This is a genomic window from Devosia sp., assembly GCF_017307565.1.
GTDB lineage: Bacteria > Pseudomonadota > Alphaproteobacteria > Rhizobiales > Devosiaceae > Devosia.
Genome location: NZ_JAFKHD010000069.1, coordinates 1 through 25,720, shown reverse-complemented (window position 1 = coordinate 25,720; position 25,720 = coordinate 1). Strand labels below are relative to the sequence as shown.

The 25,720-nt window shown below is 61.4% G+C and carries 21 protein-coding genes; 19 read left to right on the top strand and 2 right to left on the bottom strand.

Translation table 11 applies throughout. The features are described 5' to 3' along the window. Positions 1 to 207: 207 nt before the first annotated feature. The 7 genes from J0I64_RS01665 to J0I64_RS01635 all read left to right on the top strand — a co-directional run bounded on the left by J0I64_RS01665 (position 208) and on the right by J0I64_RS01635 (position 8,305). A complete protein-coding gene (locus J0I64_RS01665) occupies positions 208 to 1,167 on the top strand; it encodes a tripartite tricarboxylate transporter substrate binding protein (protein ID WP_291405792.1) in 960 nt (319 codons plus the stop codon). Positions 1,168 to 1,334: 167 nt separating this feature from the next. Further along, positions 1,335 to 1,787, top strand: coding sequence for a tripartite tricarboxylate transporter TctB family protein (locus J0I64_RS01660; RefSeq protein WP_291405790.1), 453 nt, complete (start codon positions 1,335 to 1,337; stop codon positions 1,785 to 1,787). A 6-nt stretch (positions 1,788 to 1,793) separates the two neighbouring features. After that, positions 1,794 to 3,308: a tripartite tricarboxylate transporter permease gene (locus J0I64_RS01655; protein WP_291405788.1), complete on the top strand. Its 1,515-nt coding sequence runs from the start codon at positions 1,794 to 1,796 to the stop codon at positions 3,306 to 3,308. 293 nt (positions 3,309 to 3,601) lie between these two features. After that, positions 3,602 to 5,206, top strand: a complete 1,605-nt coding sequence (locus J0I64_RS01650; protein WP_291405786.1) for a glucan biosynthesis protein — start codon at positions 3,602 to 3,604, stop codon at positions 5,204 to 5,206. Then, positions 5,203 to 5,337, top strand: coding sequence for a hypothetical protein (locus J0I64_RS01645; RefSeq protein WP_291405784.1), 135 nt, complete (start codon positions 5,203 to 5,205; stop codon positions 5,335 to 5,337). The genes J0I64_RS01650 and J0I64_RS01645 overlap by 4 nt, the downstream gene beginning before the upstream one ends. Positions 5,338 to 5,349: 12 nt before the next feature. Then, a complete protein-coding gene (mdoH, locus tag J0I64_RS01640) occupies positions 5,350 to 7,101 on the top strand; it encodes a glucans biosynthesis glucosyltransferase MdoH (protein WP_291405782.1) in 1,752 nt (583 codons plus the stop codon). Beyond that, on the top strand, positions 7,094 to 8,305 hold the full coding sequence (locus J0I64_RS01635; protein ID WP_291405780.1) for an OpgC family protein: 1,212 nt from the start codon (positions 7,094 to 7,096) through the stop codon (positions 8,303 to 8,305). The genes mdoH and J0I64_RS01635 overlap by 8 nt, the downstream gene beginning before the upstream one ends. A 4-nt stretch (positions 8,306 to 8,309) precedes the next feature. Here J0I64_RS01635 and J0I64_RS01630 read toward each other — a convergent pair whose 3' ends face one another. After that, positions 8,310 to 9,341: a LacI family transcriptional regulator gene (locus tag J0I64_RS01630; RefSeq protein WP_291405778.1), complete on the bottom strand. Its 1,032-nt coding sequence runs from the start codon at positions 9,339 to 9,341 to the stop codon at positions 8,310 to 8,312. A 276-nt stretch (positions 9,342 to 9,617) separates the two neighbouring features. On the opposite strand from J0I64_RS01630, the gene J0I64_RS01625 reads away from it, so the two are divergent. The 5 genes from J0I64_RS01625 to ugpC (J0I64_RS01605) all read left to right on the top strand — a co-directional run bounded on the left by J0I64_RS01625 (position 9,618) and on the right by ugpC (J0I64_RS01605) (position 17,023). Further along, complete coding sequence (locus tag J0I64_RS01625; RefSeq protein ID WP_291405776.1) at positions 9,618 to 10,934, top strand: extracellular solute-binding protein; 1,317 nt, start codon at positions 9,618 to 9,620, stop codon at positions 10,932 to 10,934. A 129-nt stretch (positions 10,935 to 11,063) separates the two neighbouring features. Continuing rightward, on the top strand, positions 11,064 to 11,954 hold the full coding sequence (locus J0I64_RS01620; RefSeq protein ID WP_291405774.1) for a carbohydrate ABC transporter permease: 891 nt from the start codon (positions 11,064 to 11,066) through the stop codon (positions 11,952 to 11,954). Further along, positions 11,954 to 12,766, top strand: coding sequence for a carbohydrate ABC transporter permease (locus J0I64_RS01615; protein WP_291405772.1), 813 nt, complete (start codon positions 11,954 to 11,956; stop codon positions 12,764 to 12,766). The genes J0I64_RS01620 and J0I64_RS01615 overlap by 1 nt, the downstream gene beginning before the upstream one ends. Further along, positions 12,763 to 15,957, top strand: a complete 3,195-nt coding sequence (locus tag J0I64_RS01610; protein ID WP_291405770.1) for a glycoside hydrolase family 38 C-terminal domain-containing protein — start codon at positions 12,763 to 12,765, stop codon at positions 15,955 to 15,957. Before J0I64_RS01615 ends, J0I64_RS01610 begins: the two co-directional genes overlap by 4 nt. Before the next feature lie 10 nt (positions 15,958 to 15,967). Further along, positions 15,968 to 17,023 (top strand): sn-glycerol-3-phosphate ABC transporter ATP-binding protein UgpC, encoded by a 1,056-nt coding sequence (gene ugpC / locus J0I64_RS01605; RefSeq protein WP_291405767.1) that lies wholly within the window; start codon positions 15,968 to 15,970, stop codon positions 17,021 to 17,023. A gap of 178 nt (positions 17,024 to 17,201) precedes the next feature. Here the strand turns inward: ugpC (J0I64_RS01605) and murQ are convergent, their stop codons facing one another. Then, positions 17,202 to 18,134, bottom strand: coding sequence for an N-acetylmuramic acid 6-phosphate etherase (murQ, locus tag J0I64_RS01600; protein ID WP_291405765.1), 933 nt, complete (start codon positions 18,132 to 18,134; stop codon positions 17,202 to 17,204). Positions 18,135 to 18,383: 249 nt separating this feature from the next. Between murQ and J0I64_RS01595 the strand changes: the two genes are divergently transcribed. The 7 genes from J0I64_RS01595 to J0I64_RS01565 all read left to right on the top strand — a co-directional run bounded on the left by J0I64_RS01595 (position 18,384) and on the right by J0I64_RS01565 (position 25,709). Continuing rightward, positions 18,384 to 19,232: a MurR/RpiR family transcriptional regulator gene (locus J0I64_RS01595; protein WP_291405763.1), complete on the top strand. Its 849-nt coding sequence runs from the start codon at positions 18,384 to 18,386 to the stop codon at positions 19,230 to 19,232. Positions 19,233 to 19,776: 544 nt separating this feature from the next. Then, the gene (gene ugpC, locus J0I64_RS01590; RefSeq protein ID WP_291405762.1) at positions 19,777 to 20,841 is read left to right on the top strand and encodes a sn-glycerol-3-phosphate ABC transporter ATP-binding protein UgpC; all 1,065 of its coding nucleotides are present in this window, start codon (positions 19,777 to 19,779) and stop codon (positions 20,839 to 20,841) included. 46 nt (positions 20,842 to 20,887) lie between these two features. Beyond that, complete coding sequence (locus tag J0I64_RS01585; RefSeq protein ID WP_291405760.1) at positions 20,888 to 22,129, top strand: extracellular solute-binding protein; 1,242 nt, start codon at positions 20,888 to 20,890, stop codon at positions 22,127 to 22,129. 196 nt (positions 22,130 to 22,325) lie between these two features. Beyond that, complete coding sequence (locus J0I64_RS01580) at positions 22,326 to 23,246, top strand: carbohydrate ABC transporter permease (RefSeq protein ID WP_291405758.1); 921 nt, start codon at positions 22,326 to 22,328, stop codon at positions 23,244 to 23,246. After that, the gene (locus J0I64_RS01575; RefSeq protein ID WP_291405756.1) at positions 23,243 to 24,106 is read left to right on the top strand and encodes a carbohydrate ABC transporter permease; all 864 of its coding nucleotides are present in this window, start codon (positions 23,243 to 23,245) and stop codon (positions 24,104 to 24,106) included. Before J0I64_RS01580 ends, J0I64_RS01575 begins: the two co-directional genes overlap by 4 nt. After that, positions 24,103 to 24,774: an N-acetylmannosamine-6-phosphate 2-epimerase gene (locus J0I64_RS01570; RefSeq protein ID WP_291405754.1), complete on the top strand. Its 672-nt coding sequence runs from the start codon at positions 24,103 to 24,105 to the stop codon at positions 24,772 to 24,774. Before J0I64_RS01575 ends, J0I64_RS01570 begins: the two co-directional genes overlap by 4 nt. Further along, positions 24,771 to 25,709, top strand: coding sequence for an N-acetylglucosamine kinase (locus J0I64_RS01565; RefSeq protein ID WP_291405753.1), 939 nt, complete (start codon positions 24,771 to 24,773; stop codon positions 25,707 to 25,709). Before J0I64_RS01570 ends, J0I64_RS01565 begins: the two co-directional genes overlap by 4 nt. Positions 25,710 to 25,720: the final 11 nt, after the last annotated feature.

The window sequence follows — 25,720 nt, the reverse complement described above, 5'->3', positions numbered from 1 at the left end:
ATGAAATTCCACAATACGGAACGTCATTCCTGCATTTGATAGGAGTGATCGCACTGTTGTGTCAACATATTTGGGCCTATTTGCGCAGAAATGCAGATTTTCCGGCCGGGGAGTTGACATGTTAGTTCCGGAATGTGGTACAGAAGTTTGCAATACGGCAAGTAATGTTCGTATGTCGGAACACCCGACTTTCCTGGGAGGACAGAAATGACCCATTTGAAGACGCTCGCTGGCGCCCTAGCGCTCTCGGTCCTGGCAATTGCTCCGGCGGCTGCGCAGTATCCTGATCACGCCATCAACCTGATCGTGCCGTGGGCTGCCGGTGGCGGCACCGACGCGACGGGCCGCATCATCGCGACGCTGCTCGAAAAGGAACTGGGCCAGCCGATCAACGTCATCAACCGCACCGGCGGTGGTGGCATCGTCGGCCACACCGAAATTTCCTACTCGCCGCCCGATGGCTATACGCTGGGCGTGATCACCACCGAACTGTCCATGTACCACTGGACCGGTGTCTCCCCGCTCAACTACGAAAACTACGAGCCGATCGCGCTGTTCAACGCCGATCCGGAAGCCGTGTTCGTGCGTGCCGATGGCCCGACGATCGAAGACCTGCTCTCGCAGATCCGCGCCAATCCCGGTTCGGTGAAAGCTTCCGGCGCCAATCTGGGCGGTATGGCGCATCTGGGCTGGGCCGGCGTACTCGTGACCAACGAGATCGATCCGGCAGCTGCTCCCTGGGTTCCCTCGGAAGGGGCTTCGGCTAGCCTTCAGCTCCTGGCTTCTGGCGCCATCAGCGTCGTGACCACCACCATGCCGGATGCCCGTCCGATGGTTGACGCTGGCGAAGTCAAGCCGCTGATCGTTGCCGCCAATGAGCGCGTTGCCGCCGCTCCCGACGTGCCGACCGCCGAAGAAGCGCTGGGGAACAAGTGGGCCGCCTATGCCTGGCGCGGCATTGCCGCTCCCAAGGGCCTGCCGGAAGACGTGAAGGTGCGCCTCTCGGAAGCCATGGAAAAGGTCGTGAACTCGCAGGAGTTCAAGGACTTCATGGCCCAGCGCAATTTCGGCATCGACTACCGTGACGCTGCAGGCTTTGAGGCCTTCCTCAAGGACGCCGACGACTCGATCGGCAAGGCCCTGCAGGCCGTCGGTCTCGCCAAGTAAGAGACCTCACCGCTCCAGGACGGCCGGGATGCACCTCCCGGCTGTCATCGGCCCAGGGCGCCATGCGATCCTCCTCCCTCATGGATCCGGCGCTCTGGTTTTTCGCTTTTCGCACCGGCCCTTTCCAAATTCGGTGCGCATGAGTTCGGTGCTTTCAGGAGAAGCGCATGAGGCAAACATTTCCATTGGACAGCGCGCTCGGCGTCGTTTTCGCCCTGGGTGGCGCAGCGATCCTGCAGCAGGCGCTGACCATGCAGACGCTGCCCGGCATGAATGTCGGTCCAGGCCTGTTTCCGTCCATCGTCGGGGCCGGCATGGCCATCATGGGGGTGGCGCTCACCATTCAGGGCTGGGTCGTGCGCGACACGCCCGAGGATGACGCGCCCCCGCTCGTCACCTGGTTCGCCATCGGCGTCGTGGCGTCGCTCATCGCCGTCATCCTCGCCATGCCCTATCTCGGCTTCCTCGTCGCCGGCACGCTGTTCTCGGTCGGCGTCGTCCTGCTCAGTGGCGGCAAATGGCTTTCGGCAGTGATTTTCAGCCCGATCGCTACGACGACCATCTATTTCGTCTTCACCGCGGCCATGCGCGTTCCGCTGCCGCGCGGTATTCTGGGGTAGCCCGCCATGGAAGCATTCGCCCTTGCGGTTGGCCTCGTTTTCAACGTCGAGACGCTGGTCACCATTTTCCTCGCGGCCGTCTTCGGCCTATTCGTCGGCGCTATTCCGGGCCTGACCGCCACCATGGCGACGGCGCTTCTCGTGCCGATCACCTTCTATATGGCGCCCATTCCCGCCATTGCCGCCATCATCTCGTGTACGGCCATGGCGATCACGGCGGGCGACCTGCCGGGCACGCTGCTGCGCATTCCCGGCACGCCGGCTTCTGCTGCCTATGTGGAAGACTCCTATCGCCTCGCCCAGAACGGCAAGGCGGGTCTTGCCATCGGCATCGGCGTTGTCGGTTCGGTCCTTGGTGGCCTCTTCGGCTTCCTGTTCCTGCTCTTTACTGCGCCCATGCTCGCCAAGGCGGCCCTGGGCTTTTCGAGCTTTGAATATTTCTGGCTCGCGGCCCTGGGTCTTTCCTGTGCGGCGCTGATCTCCTCGGGCGGTCTCGTCAAGGGCGCGCTGGCGCTGTTGCTCGGCCTCTTCATCGCCCAGGTGGGCATGGATCCGCTGACGGCCACGCCGCGCTTTACCTTCGGCAATCTCGAACTGATGGGCGGTATCAGCTTCATCCCGATCATGATCGGCATGTTCGCCGTTTCCGAAGTCATGCGTGCCGGCCGTAGGGCCATGGCCGAAGTGCCGCAGATGAACCTGAAAAACCCCTTCGAGGGGACGATGGCGGCGCTGTGGAAGTATCGCAAGAACCAGGTGCGCGGCTCAGTCATCGGTTCGCTGCTCGGCGCGCTGCCGGGCGTCGGCGGCGACCTTGCCGCCTGGATCACCTATTCGCTGGCCAAGCGCACCTCCAAGGAGCCGGAAAAGTTCGGCAAGGGCCATCCGGAAGGGCTCGTCGAAGCCGGCGCCACCAACAATGCCGCGCTCAGCGCCTCCTGGATCCCGGCCATGGTCTTCGGCATTCCCGGCGACGCGGTGACCGCGATTGCCGTCGGCGTGCTGGTGATGAAGGGGCTTGATCCCGGCCCGACCCTGATGACCATTCACCCGCAGAATTTTTATGCGGTGATGATCGTCTTCGCGATCGCCAATATCCTGATGCTGCCGCTCGGCTGGGTTGCCGCCAAATCGGCCCGCTGGATCTTTGAAGTGCCGCGTGCGCTGCTCAATGCCGCCATCCTGCTCTTCTGCATCGTGGGGTCCTATTCGATCAACAATTCCATGTTCGGCGTCTGGCTGATGCTGGGTGCGGGTGTCGTGGCCTATGTGCTCGAAGCGCGGATGATCGCCATTGCGCCGATCATTCTGGGCATCGTGCTGGGGCCGCTGGTCGAGACCAACTTCACCACCTCGATGATGATCGCCGATGGCAATCTGCTGGGCTTTTTCGGCCGACCGGTGGCCGGTGTGCTCGGTGTCGCAACGCTCCTGATCTGGAGCATTGCCATCATCCGCGCCGTGCAGGGACTGCTCAAGCGCAAGAGTGACACGGGGCTGCCGGACGAGCTGGCGTCCTGACCCCAAAAAACATCGCTGTCTTGAAGACCCCGGAGGCTCCTGTCTCCGGGTTTTTTTGTCACCACGCGAATGTGACAGTGTTTTAACGAATTGTTCACGCGCCAGTCTTTCGCCCCATTTTCCCCTTAGCCAAGCCCCGCCAGCGCGTAACGAAGTGGTGAACAGGGGGGCAAAACCCTGTTCGGCTCCTCTTCAAGGCTATGCGCGAGGCGCATGTCCGCCATGCGACAACTTTCCCGGCTTGGCGGCGTTGCCGGAAATTGATGGAAAGCAGAGAACAAATAGCGTCACAAATGCTTCACGCCCCTTCCAATCGTCTGTCTCGGCGCGCCTTCCTCTCCGGTGCCGCCGCTTCCATCGCTCTGTTGTCCAGTACCTCGCTGACCCAGGTGGTCGCTGCCCTCGAACCCATGTCGGGGGCTTTCGACTATGAGAGCTTTTCCGCGCGCATGAAGGCGCTGGCGGCCCAGCCCTATCAGAGCCCGGTGCTGATCGATTCCGATATCTATGCCGGCCTCAACTATGACGGCTATCGCCGCGTCCAGTTCAATACGGACAAGGCACGCTGGCGGGGCGACGGCCACGGCTTCCAGATTCAGGCCTTTCCTCCCGGCTGGCTCTTCAAGGAAACCGTCTCGGTCTATGAAATCACCGATGGCGACGCCCATCCCTTCGCCTTCGGCAGCGACGATTTCATCTATCACTTCGATGATGACGCAGAGCGCAAGGCGATCGAGACCGCCGAGTTTCCGGGAATTGCCGGCTTTCGCATCAATTATCCGATCAACCGGCCCGACCTTGCCGACGAACTGGTCGCTTTTCTGGGCGCCAGCTATTTCCGCGCCCTCGGCCGCGGCAATATCTATGGTTCGAGCGCGCGTGGCCTCCTGATCAATTCCTGGCGCGAAGGCCCCGAGGAATTTCCGCGCTTCTCCGAATTCTATGTCGAGCGCCCCACTGGCCCCGGCCCGCTGACGGTCTATGCCGCGCTCGAAAGCCAGAGCGTTACCGGCGCCTATCGTTTCCTGATCTCGCCTGCCAACGAAGATCAGCAGGAAACGGTGATGGATGTCACCGCGCGGCTCTACTTCCGCAGCGATATCGGGGAAATCGGCATCGCGCCTTTGACCTCGATGTTCCTCTTTGCCGAAACCAATCGTCACGAGTTCGATGACTTCCGGCCGCAGGTGCACGATTGCAACGGCCTCGTGTTCGAACCCGAGGCGGGGCTGCCGCAGTGGCGCCAGCTAAACAATACGCCGCAGTTGGGTAATTCCTTTTTCTGGGATGCCAATGTCCGGGCTTTCGGGCTCTATCAACGCAACCGCGATTTTGAAAACTATCAGGATGCCGGCGCGCACTATGAACGCCGCCCGTCGATGCGCGTGGAACCGACCCATGATTGGGGCCAGGGCCAGGTGCGTCTCATCGAAATTCCGGCAAGGTCGGAAACCGATGACAACATCGCAGCGTTTTGGATTCCGAACGATCCGCCCAAGGCTGGCCAGGAACGTGAATATGGCTACCGCCTGATTTGGGGCGATCTCGTTCCACGAGACGATGCTGAACTGGCTCATGTGGTGGAAACCCGCATCGGCCAGGGCGGTGTCTCTGGTGTCGAAAATGCCGCCAGCCTGCGGAAGTTTGTCATCGATTTCGACGGCGGACGCCTGACTGACCTGTCGCCTGACACCATCTTCGAAGTCGATGCCAAGGCATCGGCCGGTGAAATTACATCGTCGACCTTCTCGCAGATCGACGCCAACGGACTTTGGCGTCTGGTCCTCGATGTCGAGACGGAAGGTCAGAGCCTTATCGAGCTGCGGGCCAGCATTGGGTCCGGTGGCGAACCACTGACGGAAGCATGGCTTTATCAGTGGCGTGGAGAACCGGTATGAAGCACCAGCCCTTTCAGCCCATAGATGGCCTTCCCGACGCTCCCCTGGCTATGCCCAAGCAGACGCTCGAACGGGCGCCCGCCTTTGGCAGCATCATCCGGGCGTTCCTCCTCGTCTGGCAGCGCAGCTAAGGCTTTTAGTTCATGACCAATCGGCTAACCACGTGGCAGGCTGGGGGGCTTCGGTTCCTCACGCTAGGCTTCGCCGCGGCCGTCAGCCTGACCGCCGGCATCGCTTTCCTCGATCTGATCGGGGGCAACCGTCCCGGCTTTCTCGACTGGGTGCGCACGATCCTGCTGGTCCTGACGGGTTTCTGGCTCGTCTGGGGCGGCACGATCGGGCTTTTGGGCGCCCTCTCACCGGTCACGAGGCGCCGGCAGGATCTGTCGCGTCCAGAGGGAAAGACCACCGTTCTCGTGCCGATCTACAATGAAGATCCGGTCGAGACCTTTTCGCGCATCGCCGCGATGAACCGGCAGATCGTTGCCAGCGGCTATGCCGAATTCTTCCACTTCGCCATCCTCTCGGACACGACCTCGCTCGAAATTGCCGCTGAAGAAGCGAGCGAGTTCGAGCGCCTGATTGTTGAGCCGGAAGCGTCGGGGCGCATCTTCTATCGCCGCCGCGAGCGCAATGTCGGTCGCAAGGCCGGTAATATCGAGGATTTCATCGCCCGCTCGGGCGCGGCCTATGACTATGCGATCATTCTCGATGCCGACAGCCTGATGGAAGCCGACACCATGCTGGCCATGGTGCGGCGCATGGATGCCGATCCAAAGCTGGGTCTTCTCCAGACCGTGCCGGTAGTGATTGCAGCGCGCACCCTTTTCGGGCGCATGATGGCTTATTCCTCGGCCTATTTTTCGCGCTACTTCGCCCGTGGCGCTGCGCTGCTGCAGGGCGAGGACGGCCCCTATTGGGGGCACAATGCCATTGTACGCGTGCGCGCCTTCGCCTCCTGCTGTGGCCTGCCGGTGCTCTCGGGCAAGCCGCCCTATGGCGGGCACATCCTCAGCCACGACTATGTCGAAGCAGCGCTATTGGCGCGCGGCGGCTGGAAAGTGGAAGTGGACCCCGAACTCGGCGGCTCTTTTGAACAGGGCCCGGAAAACCTCATCGAATATGCCAAGCGCGATCGTCGCTGGTGCCAGGGCAACCTGCAGCATCGCCGGCTGATCGCTGCGCCGGGGTTGAAATTCTGGAGCCGGTTTACCTTCGTCCAGGGGATCATGGCCTATATCGCCTCTCCGCTGTGGCTGACGCTGATGGCGGCGAGCCTGATTGCCAGCCTCATTCCCGACAATGGCGGCGAGCGCTGGGGCGCAACGCCGTGGATCATCGGTGGTGGCGTGATGGCAACGCTGCTGCTGCCCAAGTTTGCCATTGCCCTTCGCGGCGCCATCGATGGCAACAATGCCAAGTTTGGCGGCTGGCGGATCGCGCCTGCGGTTTTGAGCGAGATCGTCATCTCGACCATCATCGCCCCGGTGCTGCTTGGCTTTCAGAGCCGCGCGGTGTTCCAGATTCTCTTCGGCATGGATGGCGGCTGGCCGGCAACCGAACGCGATGCCAAGGCCGTGTCGCCCAAGACCGCCTTTGCCGCGAGCTGGTGGATCGTGCTGACGGCCTTTGCCGCGCTCGTCTTCATGGCCTATGCCGGCCCTGATTTTCTCCCCTGGCTGCTGCCGGTAGCAGGACCGGCGCTGCTCGCGCCCTTCGTGATCTGGGCCACAGCGCGCGGCGGCGAACGTCCGGTCAGTACCTGGCTGTTCTCGGTGCCGAGCGAGCGGGCGCCGAGCCCGATCATCACCGAGGCCAATGCAATCCTGACGAGCTGGCGCGCCAGCGAGCCGCGGATGATGTCGACGCTTGCCGAAGTCGCCGTCCATGCTTGATCGCGCCCCGAGCTTTTGGGAACGCGTCCCCTTCATGCGGGCGCTTCTGGCAGGTCCGGCGCCGCTGCCGCCAGGCACGCGCGACGCGCGGCTCGACATGTTCCGCGGCCTGGCGCTGGTGATGATCTTCATCAACCACGTGCCGGGCACGGTTTTCGAAGCTTTTACCAACCGCAATTTCGGTTTTTCCGACGCTGCCGAAGCCTTTGTCTTCATGTCGGGCGCGGCGGCGGGCCTTGCCTATTCCGGCGCCTTCCTCAAGAACGTGCCGCTCTGGCTTGCCATTGCCCGGCCCTGGGCACGGGCACGACAGCTCTATTTCGTGCACCTGACGCTGACCTTCATCTTTCTCGGCACCTTTGCTGCGGCAGCGCATTTCTTCGGGCTTTTTGAGCTGCTGGAGACCAATAATCTGAGAGCGCTCGCGCGCGAGCCGCTCTCGACCCTGGTCGGCATTCCGCTGCTCACCCACCAGTTCGGCTATCTCAATATCCTGCCGCTCTACCTGACCCTGCTGCTGGCAACGCCGCTGCTGATCGTGCTGGGGCTGAAAAAGCCATACTGGCTGGTGGCGGGCTCGGTGGTTCTCTGGTTTATCGCCGGGGCGTTCCGGCTCAACTTTCCCAATTTCCCCAATTCGGGCGGCTGGTTCTTCAATCCGCTCTCCTGGCAACTGGTCTTTGTGCTGGGCCTTGTAGCCGGCATGGGCATGAAACTCGGGCAGCGCGCCTTTCCCACCCATCCGGTGGCGTTTCTGGCGGCGCTTGGTTTCCTTGTCCTCTCGGTGCTCTGGATGAAGGTGCAGCCGGTGGGCGCCATGGGCAATGGCGTGCTGCGCTGGCTCTGGCAGGCCGGCGCGCCGTTCCACATCCACTCCTTCGACAAGACCTTCCTGTCGCTGCCGCGACTGCTGCACGCGCTGTGCCTTTTCTATGTGCTGGCTTCCATTCCGAGCATGCAGGCCATTGCCGCCTCGCGCTGGGTCTCCCCGCTCCGCGCACTGCGGCGGCAGGGCCTGCCGGTCTTTGCCACGGGCACGGCGTTGAGCCTGCTGTTTCAGGCGGTCAAGGCCGGCGTGCCGGAAAACGTGCTGATCGATGCGGCGATCCTGGTGGTGGGGCTCGGCATCCAGCTGGCGCTCGCCTATGCGCTCAACCACACAGCAGCAATGAAGGCGAACCTCACCCGGGCAAAGGCGGCCTGAGCGCCTAATCGCTCCGCCAATGCGGCTGGGGTTCATCGAGCGTCTGCAGGTCTTCGACCGCCGCGCCCTCGATACGGCGCAGCAGCAGCCGGGTGAGGGCGCCGCCGGCGGCAAAGACGTCCTCACGAATACTGTCCATTTCGGGAAAGAGCGTAGGGAGGATGCCCGAGGTCTGCTTGTAAATGAGCTGCACTTCGCGCCCAATCCTCACCCCACCCTCGGTGAGCCCGCCAACCAGCGCAATGGTGCGCATTTCGCTGTCGCAGATAATGCCATCGGGCCGGTTCGGCGCCGCGGCGAGGTCGAGGCCGACCTTGCGCATCTCGGCAGGGCTGAGCCCGGCGCCCTCAAAAAGCCGAGCCTCGATACCGGCGCGCGCCGCTTCCTTGCGATAGCTGGTCACGATGTTGTGGTAATTGGTCGTGCTGTCGTCGCCGATGACCAGCATGATGTCGCGGCAGCCTTTGCCCGCGAGGCGCTTGACCGCCAGGGCGGCAAATTCTTCGGAATGGAAGTCGTGATAGGCGTGGGGCGTGTAAAACTCGGTGCGCCCGTGGCTGACAAAGGGAAAGTCTGAATCGATCATCATCTGTACGCGCGGATCGCGCGGGCCGGTATGGGTGATGATCACCCCGTCGGCCGTACGATTGCTGAGAATGTAGTCGATCGTCTCGGTGCTGCTCTGCCCCTCGAATTCGGGGATGACACTCAGGTGGTAGCGCGTGCCCTTGATGGCATGACCGATACCCTGGATCATGTTGCGGGCAAAATCGATTGAATCTTCCGACCCGTCCAGCACCAGCGCTATGACATTGGTCTTGCCGGTCCTGAGGCGCACGCCGGCGCGATCGGGCACATAGCCGAGGGCCTTGGCGGCCTCGTTGACCTTGTCGCGCGTTTCCTGCTTGAGCGTGGTGCCGCCCCTGAGGGACAGCGATACGGTGGAAAGGCTGAGCCCGGTCACCTCGGCAATGGTCTTGAGCGTTACACGCCGGTTGCCGCTGGCCATAGTCTTCGTTGTCGTCTTGCTGCTCATCACTTTCCCCGTGTTGATTTTACACGCGTCGCCGGTCAAGCCAATGCGAAATTTTTGCAACGTTGGAGAGAATTTTGACTGTCATCGAAATCGTTGTAACTCAAAAACACTATTGAAATAAAACAACAAAAAACAAGATATGTCAGCAAGGGTGACGGAAGTAGATTATGAATTGCAACGTTGCAGTTCATATGATTACGTTTACGGCGTCGTGGGATGTGGAGGTCCCTAGACAATGCCGCGGACATAAGCGGCAAGCGAGCAGAGGAGGAGTAGATGCTCAGACGTGGTTTTCTGACGACGGTTGCCGCTGTTTCCCTAATGGCTGCATCAGCGCTGCCGACCCAGGCGGAAGTATCGTTCATGTATCCCGAATGGCTCTCGGCACTGGTCGAGCCCGGCATCGCGGCCTTCCAGACCGAGACCGGCGAAACCGTGAAGGCGATAAAACTTCCGGGCCAGGGCTACGACCAGCGCATCGCGCTCGACCTCAGCGCCGGTACGGCTGCCGACGTCAACGTGATGGACTCGTTCATGGTCAGCGAACTGGCTTCGGCCGGTTATCTGCTGCCGCTCGACGAACAGCTTAAGGGCTGGGATCAGTTCCAGTACTATATGCCGGGCCTGCTCGAAGTGGCCTCCTATCAAGGCAAGGTCTATGCCCTCCCGACCGATACCGACGTGCGCATGCTCTGGTACGATCTTTCCAATTTCGCAAAGGCCGGCATTCCGACCCCATGGGAGCCCAAGAACTGGGCCGACATTCTCGATGCCGCGCAGAAGCTGAAAGATGCTGGCGTGCAGTATCCGTTCCAGCTGCCGGCCGGCACCAAGCAGGCTGAAGCTGCGACCATGCAAGGCGTCTATATGGCGCTGCTCGGCGCTGACGTGCCGGAAGGCGACCGCAATCGCCTCCTGAAGCGCGACACCAATCAGTGGATCGGTGATAGCCCCGCCCTGCGTCGCACCTTCGACCTCTACGCAAAGGTCTATGCCGAGGACAAGCTGAACCCGGCCGACCTCAATTATGCGACCGATATCGGCGCGGCCGTGCGTTCGGCGCTTGCCAATGACCAGCTCGGCATTCTGGCTTCGGGGTCTTGGGAAGACGCTTGTCTCTGGGATTGCAACAATCCCCCGAGCCGCGAAGTGCGCGACGCCGAAGTTGCCTGGACGCCATGGCCGGGTTCGGGTGAACCGGGCACCAAGAAAACGACCAATATTTCGGGTGGCTGGACCATCGGCGTCAACGCCAATGCCAGTGACAAGGATCTCGCCTTCAAGCTCGTGACCGCGATCTTTGATGAGGGCAATTTCAAGGCCTGGACGCTTGCCACGCACCGCATGGCCGTGCGCACCGACATTTCTGAATCCAAGGAATACATGGCCGATCCGTTCCTCGCCAAGGCAACGGCGCTCGCCGCTGACACGACCGGCCGCGACACGGTGCCGGGCTATCAGACGGTTTCGGCGCTGATCCAGCAGGCGACCTCGGATCTCGTCGATGGCGTGTCGGTGGATGAGGTGATCCAGACCTATCATGACGCTCTCGTCGACGAGTTCGGCAAAGAGAATGTCGTGACCTACGAGTAGTCGAACCTCCCGACGCGGCGGCGCCCAATGTCCTCCGGGTGCCGCCGTGACGGGTGTTTTTCCGACTTGTCGATCCCGCTGGGATGACATCGAGCGCATAGACGGTCTTCTGCCAATGAGAAAAAGCCCATGAGAAACCAGGCCAATCCTTGGCTGACCGGCAATCTCTTCGTCCTGGTGCTCGGCATGTTGCCGGCAATCGTTCTTATAGGGGCGTTGCTCTACTTCACCGCCTGGGCTTTTGCCTTCTCATTCACCGACCTCGCTCTGGTGGGCAGGAAAAGCGTCGAGTGGAGCTGGGTGGGGCTCGAGAATTTCGAGAGGCTGTTTACCCGCCGCGGATTCCTGGAATCGCTCTGGACCACGGTCATTTTCGTGTTCTTCTCGGCCATTGTTGGCCAATCGGTGCTGGGCTTTCTGCTCGCCGCGACCCTGCGCGGCACGCAATCGACCATTCGCAGTGTGGTGGAAGTCTGCATCATGCTTGGCTGGCTCTTGCCCGATATCGTCGCGGCATTCCTGTGGTCGGCAACGACCAGCCAGACCGGCCTGATTAATCAGTTGATCGTCGTGCCGCTCGGTTTCCGGCCGATCAATTTCATCAATGAATATGCCCTGCCCATCGTCACCGTGGCCAATATCTGGAAGGGCACGGCATGGTCCTATCTGCTGTTCTCTGCCGCGCTCGACTCCGTGTCGCGCGAAGTGGTGGAAGCGGCCAAGGTCGATGGGGCGACGCCGTTCCAGCGAATCTGGCTCGTGCAGCTGCCGATCATCCGGCCGCATATCGCGACCAACATGCTCTTCATCACCATCTGGACCTTCACCTATTTCCCGCTGATTTTCGCCATGACCGGCGGCGGGCCGGGGCGGCAGACGGAAACGCTGGCGGTCTTCCTTTACAACCAGAGTTTTGCGCGCGGTAATCTCGGCTTCGGCTCGGCTATTTCGGTCGCCATGCTGGCTATCGTCGGCGTGCTCTCGCTCTTCTATCTGCGTCTTCTGCGGGAGCCCAAGTGATGGACAATACCGGCCCCTCGCGTCTGACCGCGATTGCCCTGGCCTTCATGGCCGTCATCTGGGTGAGCCCGTTTTCCTGGCTGATCCTCAATGCCTTCAACCCGTTGTCTACGGGCCAGCTCGAAATCCCCAAAGCCTTTGGGTTTGATAATTTTGGGCTCGCTGTCAGCGGCAATGCCGGGCGGCAGTTCATCAATTCGCTGATCATCGCGGCGGGCACGGCAACGCTCTCGGTCGTCGTCGGCATTTCGGCGGCCTATCCTCTGTCGCGGCTGCGCATTCCGGGCCGCAATGCGCTGCTCTGGACGCTGGTGCTGCTGCGCATGCTGCCGTCAGCCGGCGTGCTGGTGCCGCTCTATTTTGCGGCACAGCGCTCGGGGCTGCTCAACCAGCTCGGCGTCATCATTGCGCTGACGATCTTGAACCTGCCTTTCACACTGCTGCTCCTGAAGAATTTCTTCGACACGGTGCCGATCGAACTTGAGGAGGCGGCCTATGTGGAAGGCGCCAGCCTTCTCCAGATTGTCACGAAAATCGTGTTGCCCATGTCGCGCGCCGGGATCGCGGTGGTCTGGTTCTTCAGCTTCACGGGAGCGTGGAACGAGTTCCTGCTGCCGCTGATCTTTGCGCGCGTGCAGGACGCTTTCCCAATGTCGGTGGGCCTCTATGCGGCCTTCGGGCAGCAGGGCGCCATCAACTACGGCTTCCTCACGGCCTTTTCCATTCTCTACGCTGCGCCGGCGATCGGCGTCTATTTCTTGTTGCGGCGGAACATGAACACAGGGTTCGCCGGTGTCGGAGTCAAAGGATGACCTATTCCAATCCTCAATCTACCAAACTCGGTCTTCTCGACGACGACCTCAAGATGGAGGGAAAACTCCTCCGTCTCTGCAAGGATCTTGAACAGAAGATCCGCACCCCGATCGCCAATGTGCCGTTCCAATGGCATGTGCAGCGCGCCGACGGCTTTTCGGCCGAGCAAGCGCTGAAGGCCGATTGGAAGAACTGGGAAAAGTTTGGTCGCCATACGGTTTGGGCCAAGCATCAGGAACACACCTGGTTTGCCGCCGAAATCACCGTGCCCGAGGAAGCCAAGGGCAAGGTATTCGTCGCACACTTCACCAGCCAGTGGCAGGACCGGCCGGGTTCGACCGACCCGCAATGTCTCGCCTATCTCGACGGAAAAATCGCGCAGGCGCTGGATGGCAATCACACCGAGCTGGTGATCGAGCGCAATGCGAAGCCGGGCAACAAGCACGTCATTCTGGTCAACGCTTTTACGTTCTTCGATCGGCCGCTGGTTGGCTTTGAAGTCGACTTCTTCGTGCGCAATGAACGCGCTGAAAAGCTCTACTATGACCTGCAGACGCCGCTCGATGTGGCGGTGCGGCTCTACCAGAACGATCCGCGGCGCCAGGCTATTCTGAACATCGTCGACCGCGCCTTGCGGGCGCTCGATCGCCGCGATGGGCATACCGATGCGTTTGAGGCGGGGCTGCCGGCCGCCGAAAAAATTGCAAAAGAGATCTACGATCTCGTCGATACCGAAGTGCAGCCGCAGATCACGGCGGTTGGCTCGACCCATCTCGACGTTGGTTGGCTCTGGCGCGTGATGCATACGCGCGACAAGACCGGGCGCAGCTTTGCCACGGTGCTCAACCTGATGGAGGAGTATCCGCAGTTTGTCTTCATGTATAACCAGTCGGTGCTCTTCGACTTTTTGAAGCAGGACTATCCCGAAATCTGGGAGCGCATGCTCAAGAAGGTCAAATCCGGGCAATTCGAGATCGAAGGCGCCATGTGGGTGGAGCCGGACGTCAACATCGCCTCGGGTGAATCCCTCGTCCGCCAGATCATGCGCGGCCGCCGCTTCCATATCGAGCATTTCAAGGTGACGCCGAAGACGGTGTGGCTGCCGGATACGTTCGGCTATTCGGCCAACCTGCCGCAGATCATGGAAAAATCCGGGCTCGAATATTTCGTGACGTCGAAGCTGAGCTGGAACGATACCGACCGGCATCCCTATGACACGTTCTTCTGGCGCGGCATCGATGGGACCGTCACCAAAGCGCAGCTCATCACTGCGCAAAGGTATGACAGCGAACAGATTTTCACGACGTACAATGGTGACCTATCGGTCTCCGAGACCATGGGCGCGTGGAAGCGCTATGAGCCCAAGGCTGCCTATAATGAAGTCGTAATGTCCTATGGCTATGGCGACGGCGGTGGCGGCCCGACCCGCGCCATGATCGAACGCGGCACGCGCCTCGAACGCGGCATTCCCGGCGCGCCCAAGGTGAAGCTGGAGGGCATCGTTCCGTTCCTTGATCGTCTCGGCAAGGCGATGGACGCCAATCCGGCAAAGTTCCCGACGTGGAATGGCGAACTCTACCTGCAGTACCACCGCGGCACGCTGACTTCGGTCGCCAAGAACAAGGCGAACAACCGCAATGCCGAGCGGCGCTTGCGCGAGCTGGAATTTTTGGGCGCCATGGCGCTGAGCCAGGCGGGGCATGCCTATCCCTCGGAAGCCCTGGCGGAATTCTGGGAGCTGGTTCTTATCAACCAGTTCCACGATATCCTGCCGGGCACGTCCATTCCCGAAGTCTACGTCGATAGCGACGGCGAGTATGCCCAGATCTTCTCGACGCTTTCGTCGCAGAACGGGCCCTGGCATGCGGCAGCACAGGCTTTTGCCAAGCCGGGTGCCGATCAGCTTCGCGTGCTCAACTTTACCAGCCAGAACCGGGCGGAACTGGTGAGCCTCGGCAATGTCGGGGCGGGCAATGGACTGGCGACGGCTGGCGGCGCTGCGCCGGTGCAGAAGATTACGCGGGCTGATGGCTCGACGGAAAGTGTTGCGCCGGTTGGTAATATTGCGGCCTTGGGCTGGACGGCGGCTCAGGTCGTGTCCTCGGCTCCGGCCGCCAAGAGCACGCTGTCGGTTTCGGAAAAGCATCTTGAGAACGAACTCATCAAGGTGAGTTTTGACAAGGCGGGTGAAATCACCTCGGTCTTCGACAAGACGCGGCAGCGCGAAGTGCTGGCGCCGGGCGCGGCGGCCAATCGGTTGATTGCCTATGAAGACAAGCCGATGGAGTGGGACGCCTGGGATATCGACCGTTACTTCGAAGAGCAGTTCTGGCCGCTGGCTGATAGCCCGACCAAGATTTCGGTGGTCGAAACCGGCCCGCATCGCGCGGCCATCCGGGTCGAACGCAAGTATCAGAAGTCATTGATCGTGCAGGTTATTTCGCTCTCTGCCGGTGCGCGTCAGGTGGAGTTCGACACCTTTATCGACTGGCAGGAACGGCAGCAGGTCATCAAGGCGCAGTTCCCGTTCGACCTCAACATTTCCGAAATCCGCTCGGAAATTCAGTTCGGCCACGTCAAGCGTCCGACCCATCGCAACACCACCTGGGACCGCGCGCGGTTCGAGGCGTCCATGCATCGCTGGGTCGATATTTCGGAAGCCGATTTCGGCGCGGCGCTGATCAATGACAGCAAGTATGCCTATGACTGCCACGAGCAATCGGTGCGGCTGACGCTGGTGCGGGGCTCGACCTTCCCGAGCCCGGATGCCGATCTTGGCGAACATCGCATTCGCTATGCGCTGTTTGTCCACGAAGGCGTTGCCGATCTCGCGCAGGTGCATCGGGCGGCGGAACGCTTCAACAATCCGGTTGCCGTTATCGGCTCGACTTCTCCCCAGGCTCAGGCCAGCGGCAATTTCGAGCAGTTTAGCCTGGCGCAGGTGAGCGGGGATAACGTCACCATTGAAACGGTGAAGAAGGCCGAAAAATCGGATGCCGTGGTGCTGCGCGTCTTCGAGCACGCCAATATCCGCGCCGAGGCGACGATCTCGTTTGGCCTCAAGGTGAAGAGCGTGCGCACGGTCAACCTGATGGAAGAGGGGCCGAGCAAGCCATTGGATATCAAGGACAATAAGCTGACCTTGAACCTGCGGCCGTTCGAGATCGTCACGCTCCTGGTCGAAATCTGAGGAGGCTGAAATGGCCGATGTCACGCTCAAAAGGGTGCACAAGTCCTATGGATCGCTTGAGGTGATCCATGGGGTCGACCTCGACATCAAGAGCGGGGAGTTCGTGGTTTTCGTCGGACCTTCGGGCTGCGGGAAATCGACGCTCCTGCGCATGATTGCCGGGCTCGAGCCCATATCTGGCGGCGACATTTCCATCGGCGGCAGGGTGGTCAATGACGTGCCCTCGCCGCAGCGAGGCATCGCCATGGTGTTTCAGTCCTATGCGCTTTATCCGCATATGAGTGTTTATGAGAACATGGCCTTTGGCCTAAAACTCCAAAAGACGCCGAAAGAAGAGGTTGATCAGAGGGTTAGGGAGGCTGCGCGGATCCTGCAGATCGATCCCTATCTCGATCGCATGCCCAAGGCACTGTCCGGTGGACAGCGCCAGCGTGTGGCGATTGGGCGGGCGATCGTGCGCAATCCAAAGGTGTTCTTGTTCGACGAGCCGCTGTCGAATTTGGACGCTTCGCTGCGCGCGCAGACGCGCGTCGAAATTGCCAAACTGCACGATACGCTTGATGCGACAATGATTTACGTGACCCACGATCAGGTGGAGGCGATGACGCTGGCGGACCGGATCGTGGTGCTCAATGCCGGCGTGATCGAGCAGGTGGGCACGCCGCTGGAGCTTTACCGCAACCCGGTGAATACGTTCGTGGCAGGGTTCATTGCCAGCCAGCGGATGAACTTTATCCCCGTAGCGCCGGAGAGTGGCGGATTGCGGCTTCCGGGGAACAGACTGTTAGCGTTGACAGGCACCGATGTGACGAAAGTGCGAACGATTGGTGCACGGCCCGAGCATATGGAACTGGCGAGCGCGGAAACGGCGCATCTCAGCGGCACTTTGGCGGTGATCGAACAGTTCGGGGAATATGCGCTGGCCTATGTCGAGCTGCCGGATGGCGAGACCGTTACGGTAAAACTCGATGGGGCACCGGAGCTGGAATTGCACCAGCAGATGCATATCGGACTGCCGGAAGGGCAGGTGCATTTGTTCGACGAGGCGGGGCGGGCGATCCGATAGGTTGGCGCGTGTGACCCCACCCCCTCCCATCCTCCCCCATCAAGGGGGAGGTGAAGGGACAGTGGTTTTGGCTAGATCTCTTCCAGCCACCAGATGTCATCCCGGCGAAGGCCGGGATCCAACTTGATATCTCGGGATGGGCCCCGGCCTTCGCCGGGGTGACAATGGAGTGTTGGAATCAGCCCGCAGCGCGCGGCTGAATGCCAGCGGCGCGGCGCAAAAAGCCTTCGGAGTTTTCGAGGGCGGTTTCTGCGGCGGGGCGGTCCATGCCGGTGAGGGCCATGAGGATGGCGAGCTTGACGTTGTTGCCGGCGGTGACGAGGAGGCGTTCGGCGTCCTCGGCGCTACAGCCGGCGACTTCGACCAGGATACGGATGGCGCGGGCTTCGAGCTTCTTGTTGGAGACCGAGAGGTCGACCATCAGGTTCTGGTAGGTCTTGCCGATGCGGATCATGCTGGCCGTGGTCAGCATATTGAGCACCAGTTTCTGCGCCGTGCCGGATTTGAGACGGGTCGAGCCGGTGACGGCTTCGGGGCCGACGACGGGCGAAATGGCGATTTCGGCCTGGCGGGCAATGGTCGAGTCCGGATTGCACGAGAGGGCAACGGTGGTCGCGCCGACGGACTTGGCGTAGTCGAGCGCGCCAATGACATAGGGCGTGCGGCCGGAAACGGCGATGCCAACGACCACGTCGCGGGCTTCGAGTTTTACGCGTTCGAGGTCCTTGCGGCCTTCCTCGAGAGAATCTTCGGCGCCTTCGATGGGGTGGCGCAGGGCGTGGTCACCGCCGGCGATGAGGCCGACAACCATTTCGGGCGGCACGCCAAAGGTCGGCGGGCATTCGGAGGCATCGAGCACGCCGAGACGACCGCTGGTCCTGGCGCCCATATAGATGAGACGCCCGCCATTGCGGAAGGCATCGACGATCTTGTCGACGGCCTGGGCGATTTCGGGCAGAACCTTTTCGACGGCCTCGGGAGCCTTGCGGTCTTCCCGGTTCATGGCCGCAAGAATTTCGCGGGTCGACATCAGATCGATCTCGACCGTGTCGGGATTGCGTGCCTCGGAAACCAGCGTTTCCAGCTCCGCCATCAGAGCGCTTTTTGCCATTAGGAGGTCCCTCTGTTCGACCAAAATGCTAGAAGCGAATATTCCGCTTGTCAATGAAATCAGGAATAGAATATTCCTTTATCGACGAGGTACCTTAGACCTCCACACTGCGTCATTCCCGCGACAACGGGAACTCCCTTTGCCAGAAAATCCTGCCCTTGTGGGATGGGCGTTGTGGGTGGAGCGAAGCTGAGGTGGATTGACCGGCATCGACTTTCGGGAGATGCCGTTTCTCCGGGGGTAAAAGCCATGTCCATCCTGAAGATTATCGATGCCAAGCTCGAGTCCATGACGCAGGCCGATCGGCAGATCGCCCGCTTCATTCTCGACCACCCCGAGAAAATGCTGGCCATGTCTTCCGCGGCGCTGGCCGAGGCCACCGGGCGTAGCCAGTCGAGCGTGGTCAAGTTCAGCCAGAAGCTGGGCTACGAGGGTTATCAACAGCTCAAGCTCGATGTGAACAAGGCCAAGGCGCAGGAATTCCATGCGCCGGCCGGGGTGATCCACGGCACGATCGATGCCAGCGACAGCTACATGACGATCCTGCAAAAGCTGATCGGCTCAAAGCTGCTGTCGATGCGCGAGACCTCGGCGGTGAACACCGAGGCGACGATCGATTCCGCGCTCGATGCATTGATGTCGGCGCGACGCATCCAACTCGCCGGCGTGGGCGCTTCATCGCTTGTGGCGCGGGATTTTTCTTACAAACTGCTGAAGCTGGGGCGAACCGTGCTGGTCGATAGCGACAGCCACATTCAGATCTCCAACGCCTCGGCGCTCAACGACCAGGACCTGATCATTGCCCTTTCCCATTCGGGCCGCAGCATGGAAACGCTGCGCATTGCCGAACTGGCCAAGAAACGCGGGGCAACATTGCTGTCGGTGACGGGGCTCCAGCCCAATCCGCTGCTCGATATTGCCGATATCAGCCTCTTTACCGTCGCCGACGAAGAGCGGGTGCGCTCCTCGGCGATCACCTCGCGTGACGCCCAGCTCATGCTCACCGACATGCTGTTCATCCTGCTGTTGCGGCGTCAGGCGGATGCTTACGATTACATCCATCGCAGCGAGGCAGCGGTGACGGTGTTGAAGGCCTGAGGGCTCTTTCCCCCGTCGTCATTGCCGGGCTTGTCCCGGCAATCCAGCGATTTCGCAACACCCCATGGACCACCGGGACAAGCCCGGCGGTGACGATGGGGGAGGGATCCTGCCCTTCAGCGGCGCGGCGATTGGCGGAAGGCCCCCTCACCCGTCCTTCGGGCGACCTCTCCCCCAGGGGGAGAGGAGGGAGTGCGCCATAGTCGCGGAGCGACACCTCTCCCTTTGGGGGAAAGGTCGAATTGCGCAGCAATTCGGGTGAGGGTGCCTTTCTCACGGCGTGCGGAGTTCCCATTCCGCCCGCCATTCGAGCGTAGCTCTCATGGCCTTTCTCTGCCTAAAGGCTCTCAAGGAGCCTTTAGGCGACTTCAAATCGCTCCGCTGGAGCGACTTGTCCTACGGGATAGTTCAAAGCCTTATCGGATTCTTGTCTGTCACCGATCTGATGTAATTTTCTATTCTTGACAGTGTTCAATTTTGGAATTTAGTATTCCAGCCCAAGGTGCTCACCTGGAGGGCATCGAGGGATAAGCGGAGAGGCATCTTGGCTCGACTATCGCTGCGCGACATCAAGAAGCGCTTCAAGACCACCGATGTGCTCCACGGCATCGACCTCGAAATTGGGGACCGGGAATTCGTCGTTTTCGTTGGCCCCTCGGGCTGCGGCAAGTCGACCTTGCTGCGTCTGATCGCTGGCCTCGATCCGATTTCTGGTGGCGACTTTTTCCTCAACGACCAGCGCATGAACGATGTGCCGCCCTCGCGGCGCGGCATTGCCATGGTGTTCCAGTCCTATGCGCTCTACCCGCATATGGATGTGTACGAGAACATGGCCTTCGGCGCCCGCCTGATGGGCCTGACCAAGGACGAGGTCGAAAAGCGCATTGCCGATGCCGCGCGCATGCTGCGGCTCGAAGCGCTCCTGAAGCGCAAGCCGCGTGAGCTTTCGGGTGGGCAGCGTCAGCGCGTCGCCATCGGCCGCGCTCTGGTGCGCAAGCCTGAAGTTTTCCTGCTCGACGAGCCCCTGTCGAACCTTGATGCGGCGCTCCGCTCGGAAGTGCGTCTCGAGATCGCAAAGCTGCACCGCGATATCGGCGGCACCATGATCTATGTGACCCATGATCAGGTGGAAGCCATGACGCTGGCCGACAAGATCGTGGTGATGAATGCCGGTCGCATCGAGCAGGTGGGCAGTCCCCGCGAACTCTATGAAACCCCGGCCAATACGTTTGTGGCGACCTTTATCGGCTCGCCGCGCATGACGCTGGTCGATGTCACCCGCGATGGCGAAAAGCTGGCCGTTGCCAATGGCGGCTCGATCGCCACCGGTGCCCTGCCGGCCGGCGATACATTCAAACTGGGCCTGCGGCCCGACGCGGTAAAGCTGCACCGGGGCCATGCAGGTGATGGGCTTACCGCGCAGGTGGTCTATACCGAATATCTGGGCGACAACGCCTATGTCTATTCGCGCCTTGCCGACGGCACTCTGGTCTCGGCCCGCACAGGCCCCAACGACATCTATGCGCCGGATGAAGCGGTGACCGTCACGGTCGAGCCGGGCTCTGCGCATTACTTTTCCGCCGAGGATGGACGGCGGCTGACCCCATAAGGGGCGGAACAAACTATCCAATAAGTTTTCAAGGGAAGGGAACACCATGAAGAAGACTATTCTCCGCGCTGGCGCCGTTTTGGGCGCAGTGCTCGTTGCGGCCCCCGCCTTTGCCCAGGAGTTGACCTTCTGGAGCTGGCGTCAGGAAGATCGCGCTGCCTATCAGCAGTTCATCAACACTTTCGAGGCTGCCAATCCCGGCATCACCGTAAAGTTCGAGACGTTTGAAGCGGCAAACTACAACACCATTCTCTCGACCGCTCTCGCTGGCGGCACCGGTCCGGACCTGGCACAGGTTCGCGCCTATGGTGGTCTCGAAAACCTGGCTTCGGGCGACTATCTCGAGCCGCTGACGGTCGACATGATCCCGGCGCTCGCCGATTTCGCCGCGCCGGCTCTTGCCGCTGAAAGCATGCGCGCCGACGGCACGCTCTACGCTGTGCCCTTCGCCAGCCAGAGCCAGCTGGTCATCTACAACAAGGCCATTTTCGACGCCAATGGCATCGAAGAGCCCCAGACCTGGGACGAGCTGAAGGCCGCTGCGCAGAAGCTCAAGGACGCTGGCGTCATCCCCTTCGCCAACGGCACCGCGACGGCCTGGCAGAACGAAACCGTCACCTTCGGCCTCGGCTCCTCGCTGATGGGCAAGGATTTCTATAACGAGCTGATGGCCGGCAAGACCGACTTCACCGACGCGCGCTTCACCGATGCGCTCGGCGCCGTGGCCGAAGTCGCCGCCAGCTACTTCCCGGATGGTTTCGTCGGTCTCGACTACCCCTCCGCCCAGCAGCTTTTCTCCTCGGGCATGGCCGGCATGTTCATCGGCGGTTCCTATGAACTGTCGACCTTCAAGTCGCAGAACCCGGACATCGAACTCGGTATCTTCGCCGCTCCTGGCAAGACCGCGGAAGATGCCAAGCTCGTTGGTCTCTACTTTGACGGCGGCTACGCCATCAACGCTGCCGGCACCAACAAGGAAGCTGCGACCAAGTTCATCAACTACCTCGCCAGCCACGAGTTCGGCCAGGCCATGGCCAACACGCTGAACACCGTTTCGGCCGTGCCGGGCGTGACCTTCGAGAACCCGCTGCTCGCTGAAGTTGCCGAGCTGAACACCTCCTCGATCCCCTACCTGATGCTGGTGCACTTCCGTTTTGGCGAGCCTTCGGGTTCGGTGCTCATCCAGGGCGAAATGCAGAAGCTGTTTGCCGGCGAAACCAACCCGGCAGCCATCGGCGAAGCGCTGACCAACGGCCTTGCCGCCTGGTACGAGCCCTTCAAGAAGTAAGGCGGATCTCCCTCCGCCGAGGGGGTGGGGCGAAATGGCCCCACCCTCACTCTCTCCCCACGAGGGGGAGGCAAGTGCGCCGGTGATTATCTGAAATCACGCGCCAGATTAGGTTCCTTCGTCTCCCTTCTCCTGGCGGGGAGGGACCAAGGGTGGGGGTGCGCTCCCACTCGCTCAATCGCAAGGCGAGCCCCAAATGCCCCAACTTCGGATGACAGGCCGCGGCCTCTGGATCACCGCGCTCATCGTGCCGCCACTGGCCTTTGTGGCTCTCTTTATCGTCTACCCCATCATTTCGGCCTTCGCCTATGCCTTCTTCGACTGGCAGGGCTTGAAGCGGCTCGACTTCGTGGGCCTTGAAAATTTCCATACCGTGCTGTTCGTCGAGCCCTATCGCAGCTGGACGCTCAATGCCTTCAAGAACAACGTCATCGTCTTTTTCGCGCTGATGGTGCTGCAGAACGGCCTGGGATTCATCCTCGCCTATGCGCTCTGGCGCGAACTGCCCGGCGCGCGCTTTCACCGGATTGCGGTGTTCCTGCCGGTGGTGCTCTCGACGATCATCGTCGCCTATCTCTTCAAGCTTTTTTACCATCCGCTCTTTGGCGTCGTGAACATCAGCCTCAAGAGCATCGGGCTCGGCTGGCTGGCTCAGCCCTGGCTCGGGCAATCGGGCACGGCGCTTGGCAGCATCATCGTGGCCCAAGCCTGGCATATGGTGGGTTTCCCGACTCTCGTCTTCCTTGCCGGCATGCAGCGTATCCCGAGCGAAATTCTCGATGCCGTGCGCATGGAGACCGAGAGCGAGTGGGTAAAGATCACGAAAATCGTCTGGCCGCTGGTGGCACCGAGCGCGACCATCGTGTTCACGCTGCTCTTTGTTGGCGCGTTCAACTGGTTTGAGCTGCCCTATATCATGGGCGGTCTCGATGGCTCGCCGTTCGGTTCGACCGACGTCTTGGGGCTCTATTTCTATCGCACGGCCTTTGGCAACGTCTCGGCCGGCCAGCAGGACTTTGGGCTCGGTTCGGCCCTCGCCGTGATCATCTTCCTCTTCATTGCCGTGGTTGCCGGCGTCATCACCACGCGCCTGCGCGCCCGGGAGATCCAGCTATGAGTGCGACCGCGACCAACTACTACGATCGCAAGGGGCTGTTCGCGACGCTCGGTCGCGATGGCATGCTGCAGATCATCCTGATCGCCAATACCGTGCTGATGCTGGCACCGATCATCATCATGGTGTTCTCGGCCTTCAAGACGACGCCGGAAATCTTCAAGTCGCCCTTCGGCATTCCCGATTTCGCCCAGGTGGCGAATTTCGTAAAAATCTGGAGCGAGACCAATTTCCTCCGGTATCTGCTCAACTCCTTCATCGTCACCGGCGCCTCCATGGTGCTGATCCTGACGCTGGGGACGATGGCCGCCTATGCCATTGGGCGTTATGCCTTTACCGGCTCGAATTTCATTCTGATGTTCTTCCTGGCGGGGCTTACACTGCCGCTGAAGCTTGCGATCATTCCGCTCTTCATGCTGATGCGGGACCTGTCGATCCTCAATAATCAGCTCTCGCTGATCTTCGTCTATACGGCCATGGGCCTGCCGACGACGATCTTCATCATGACCGGCTTTATCCGCAGCTTGCCCAATGAGCTGGAAGATGCGGCGCGCATGGATGGGGCGAGCGAGGCGCGGATCATGTGGGCGATCATGCTGCCGCTGGTGCGCCCTGCAATGGTCATTGCCGGCATCCAGAATGTGGTGCCGATCTGGAACGACTTCTTCTTCCCGCTGGTTTTCATCCAGAACGATAGCTTGAAGACGCTGCCGCAGGGGCTGACGACGTTCATGGGCGAATATACGACCGACTGGGGTGTGCTGTTCTCGGGGCTGACGCTGTCGGCCGCGCCGATCATCCTGATCTACATCGTCCTCTCCAAGCAGTTCATTGCCGGCATGACTTCGGGAGCGGTGAAGTGAGTTTTGCGCTGCCCAGCGGCCTGATCGTTTCCTGCCAGGCGCGGGCGGATAATCCGCTGCACGGCCCGGTCTTCATGGGCGCGATGGCCCTCGCCGCCCGCGATGGCGGGGCGAAGGGACTGCGGGCCAATGGCCCGGCCGATATCCGCGCGGTGAAGGGTGCGGGCCTGCCGGTGATCGGCATCCACAAGGTGTTTTCGGACGAGTATTCGGTCTACATCACGCCGGACTTCGATGCCGCTGCGGCAATCGTCGAGGCGGGGGCGGAGATCGTGGCGCTCGATTGCACCATGCGGCCGCGCAATGGGCAAAGCCCGGACGTGCTGGTGCGGCGCATCCGCGAGGAGCTGAAGGCGGAGGTTTTCGCCGACATTTCCACATTCGAAGAAGGTGTGGCCGCGGCCGATTGGGGCGCGACCTATCTGGCGACGACGCTGTCGGGCTATACCGAGGCGACCCAGCCCAAGCCCGAGCATCCCGACCTCGAGCTTCTCGAAAAACTCGCCAAGCACGTGTCTGTTCCCGTGGTGGCCGAGGGCCGCTACAATACGCCGGAATGGGTGAAGCGCGGTTTTGACGCCGGCGCTCATGCTGTTGTGGTGGGCACGATGATTACCAATCCGCGCGAAATCACCAAGATGTTCGTCAGGGGCGGCGTGCCTGCATGATTTCGGTGCATCTCGGGATTGATGTCGGCGGCACGGCCAGCCGCTGGGTGGCCTGTGACGATTCTGGCGTGGTGCTGGCGCGCGGCAAAACGTCGGGCGCGACGGGCCATCTGTTCAATCCGGTCGAAAAAGAGCGGCTGCGCACGGCGCTGGGCTCCATTGCGGCGGACCTTCGGGCGCAGGGCCTTGTCGCAAAATCGGCGACGACGGGCCTGACCGGCTTTGGCGCCGGGGTCTCTGGCACCTTGCGCGAGCTTCTCGGCGAATTCTTTGGCGTTGCGGCTGATGGCTGCGTCACGGTCGACGACATGACGCTGGCCTATGCCTCGATCTTCAAGCCCGGCGAGGGGCACCTGATCTCGGCGGGGACGGGCTCCATCGCGCTCCATATCGGGACTGGCGACACCTATGTGCGCGTCGGCGGACGCGGCATTCTCATTGACGATGCGGGGTCGGGCAGCTGGATTGCGCTGAAGGCGCTCGACACGCTGTTTCGGCGGCTGGACCATGATGGGTCGTTCGAGGGTGTGGCGATCCTGGCGGAAGAGATTGCCGCCCGGCTCGGCGGCATTGAATGGCCGGCGGTGCGTGAATTCGTCTATGGCGGGGATCGCGGGCGGATCGGCACGCTGTCGGTGGCCGTCGGCGCGGCGGCGGAGCGCGGCGATGCTACGGCACGGGATATTTTGCGCGCGGCGGGGCAGGAACTGGCCTTGCTGGGCACGGCGCTGACGGGACGGGTCGGCGCGCGGCCGATCGGCTTTGTCGGTGGTGTGCTGGCGTTGCCGGGGATTCGGCAGGCTATTGCCGAGGCGCTTGCGGGCGCTGAGGTGGTTTTCCCCGAGGCGGATGCGGCCTTGGCTGCGGCGCGGATGCAGACAAGCGCGAGCACAGAGTGGCGCGCAGCGTTGGCTGAGAATACCGGGCTGGCTTGAGCCTGCTCTTC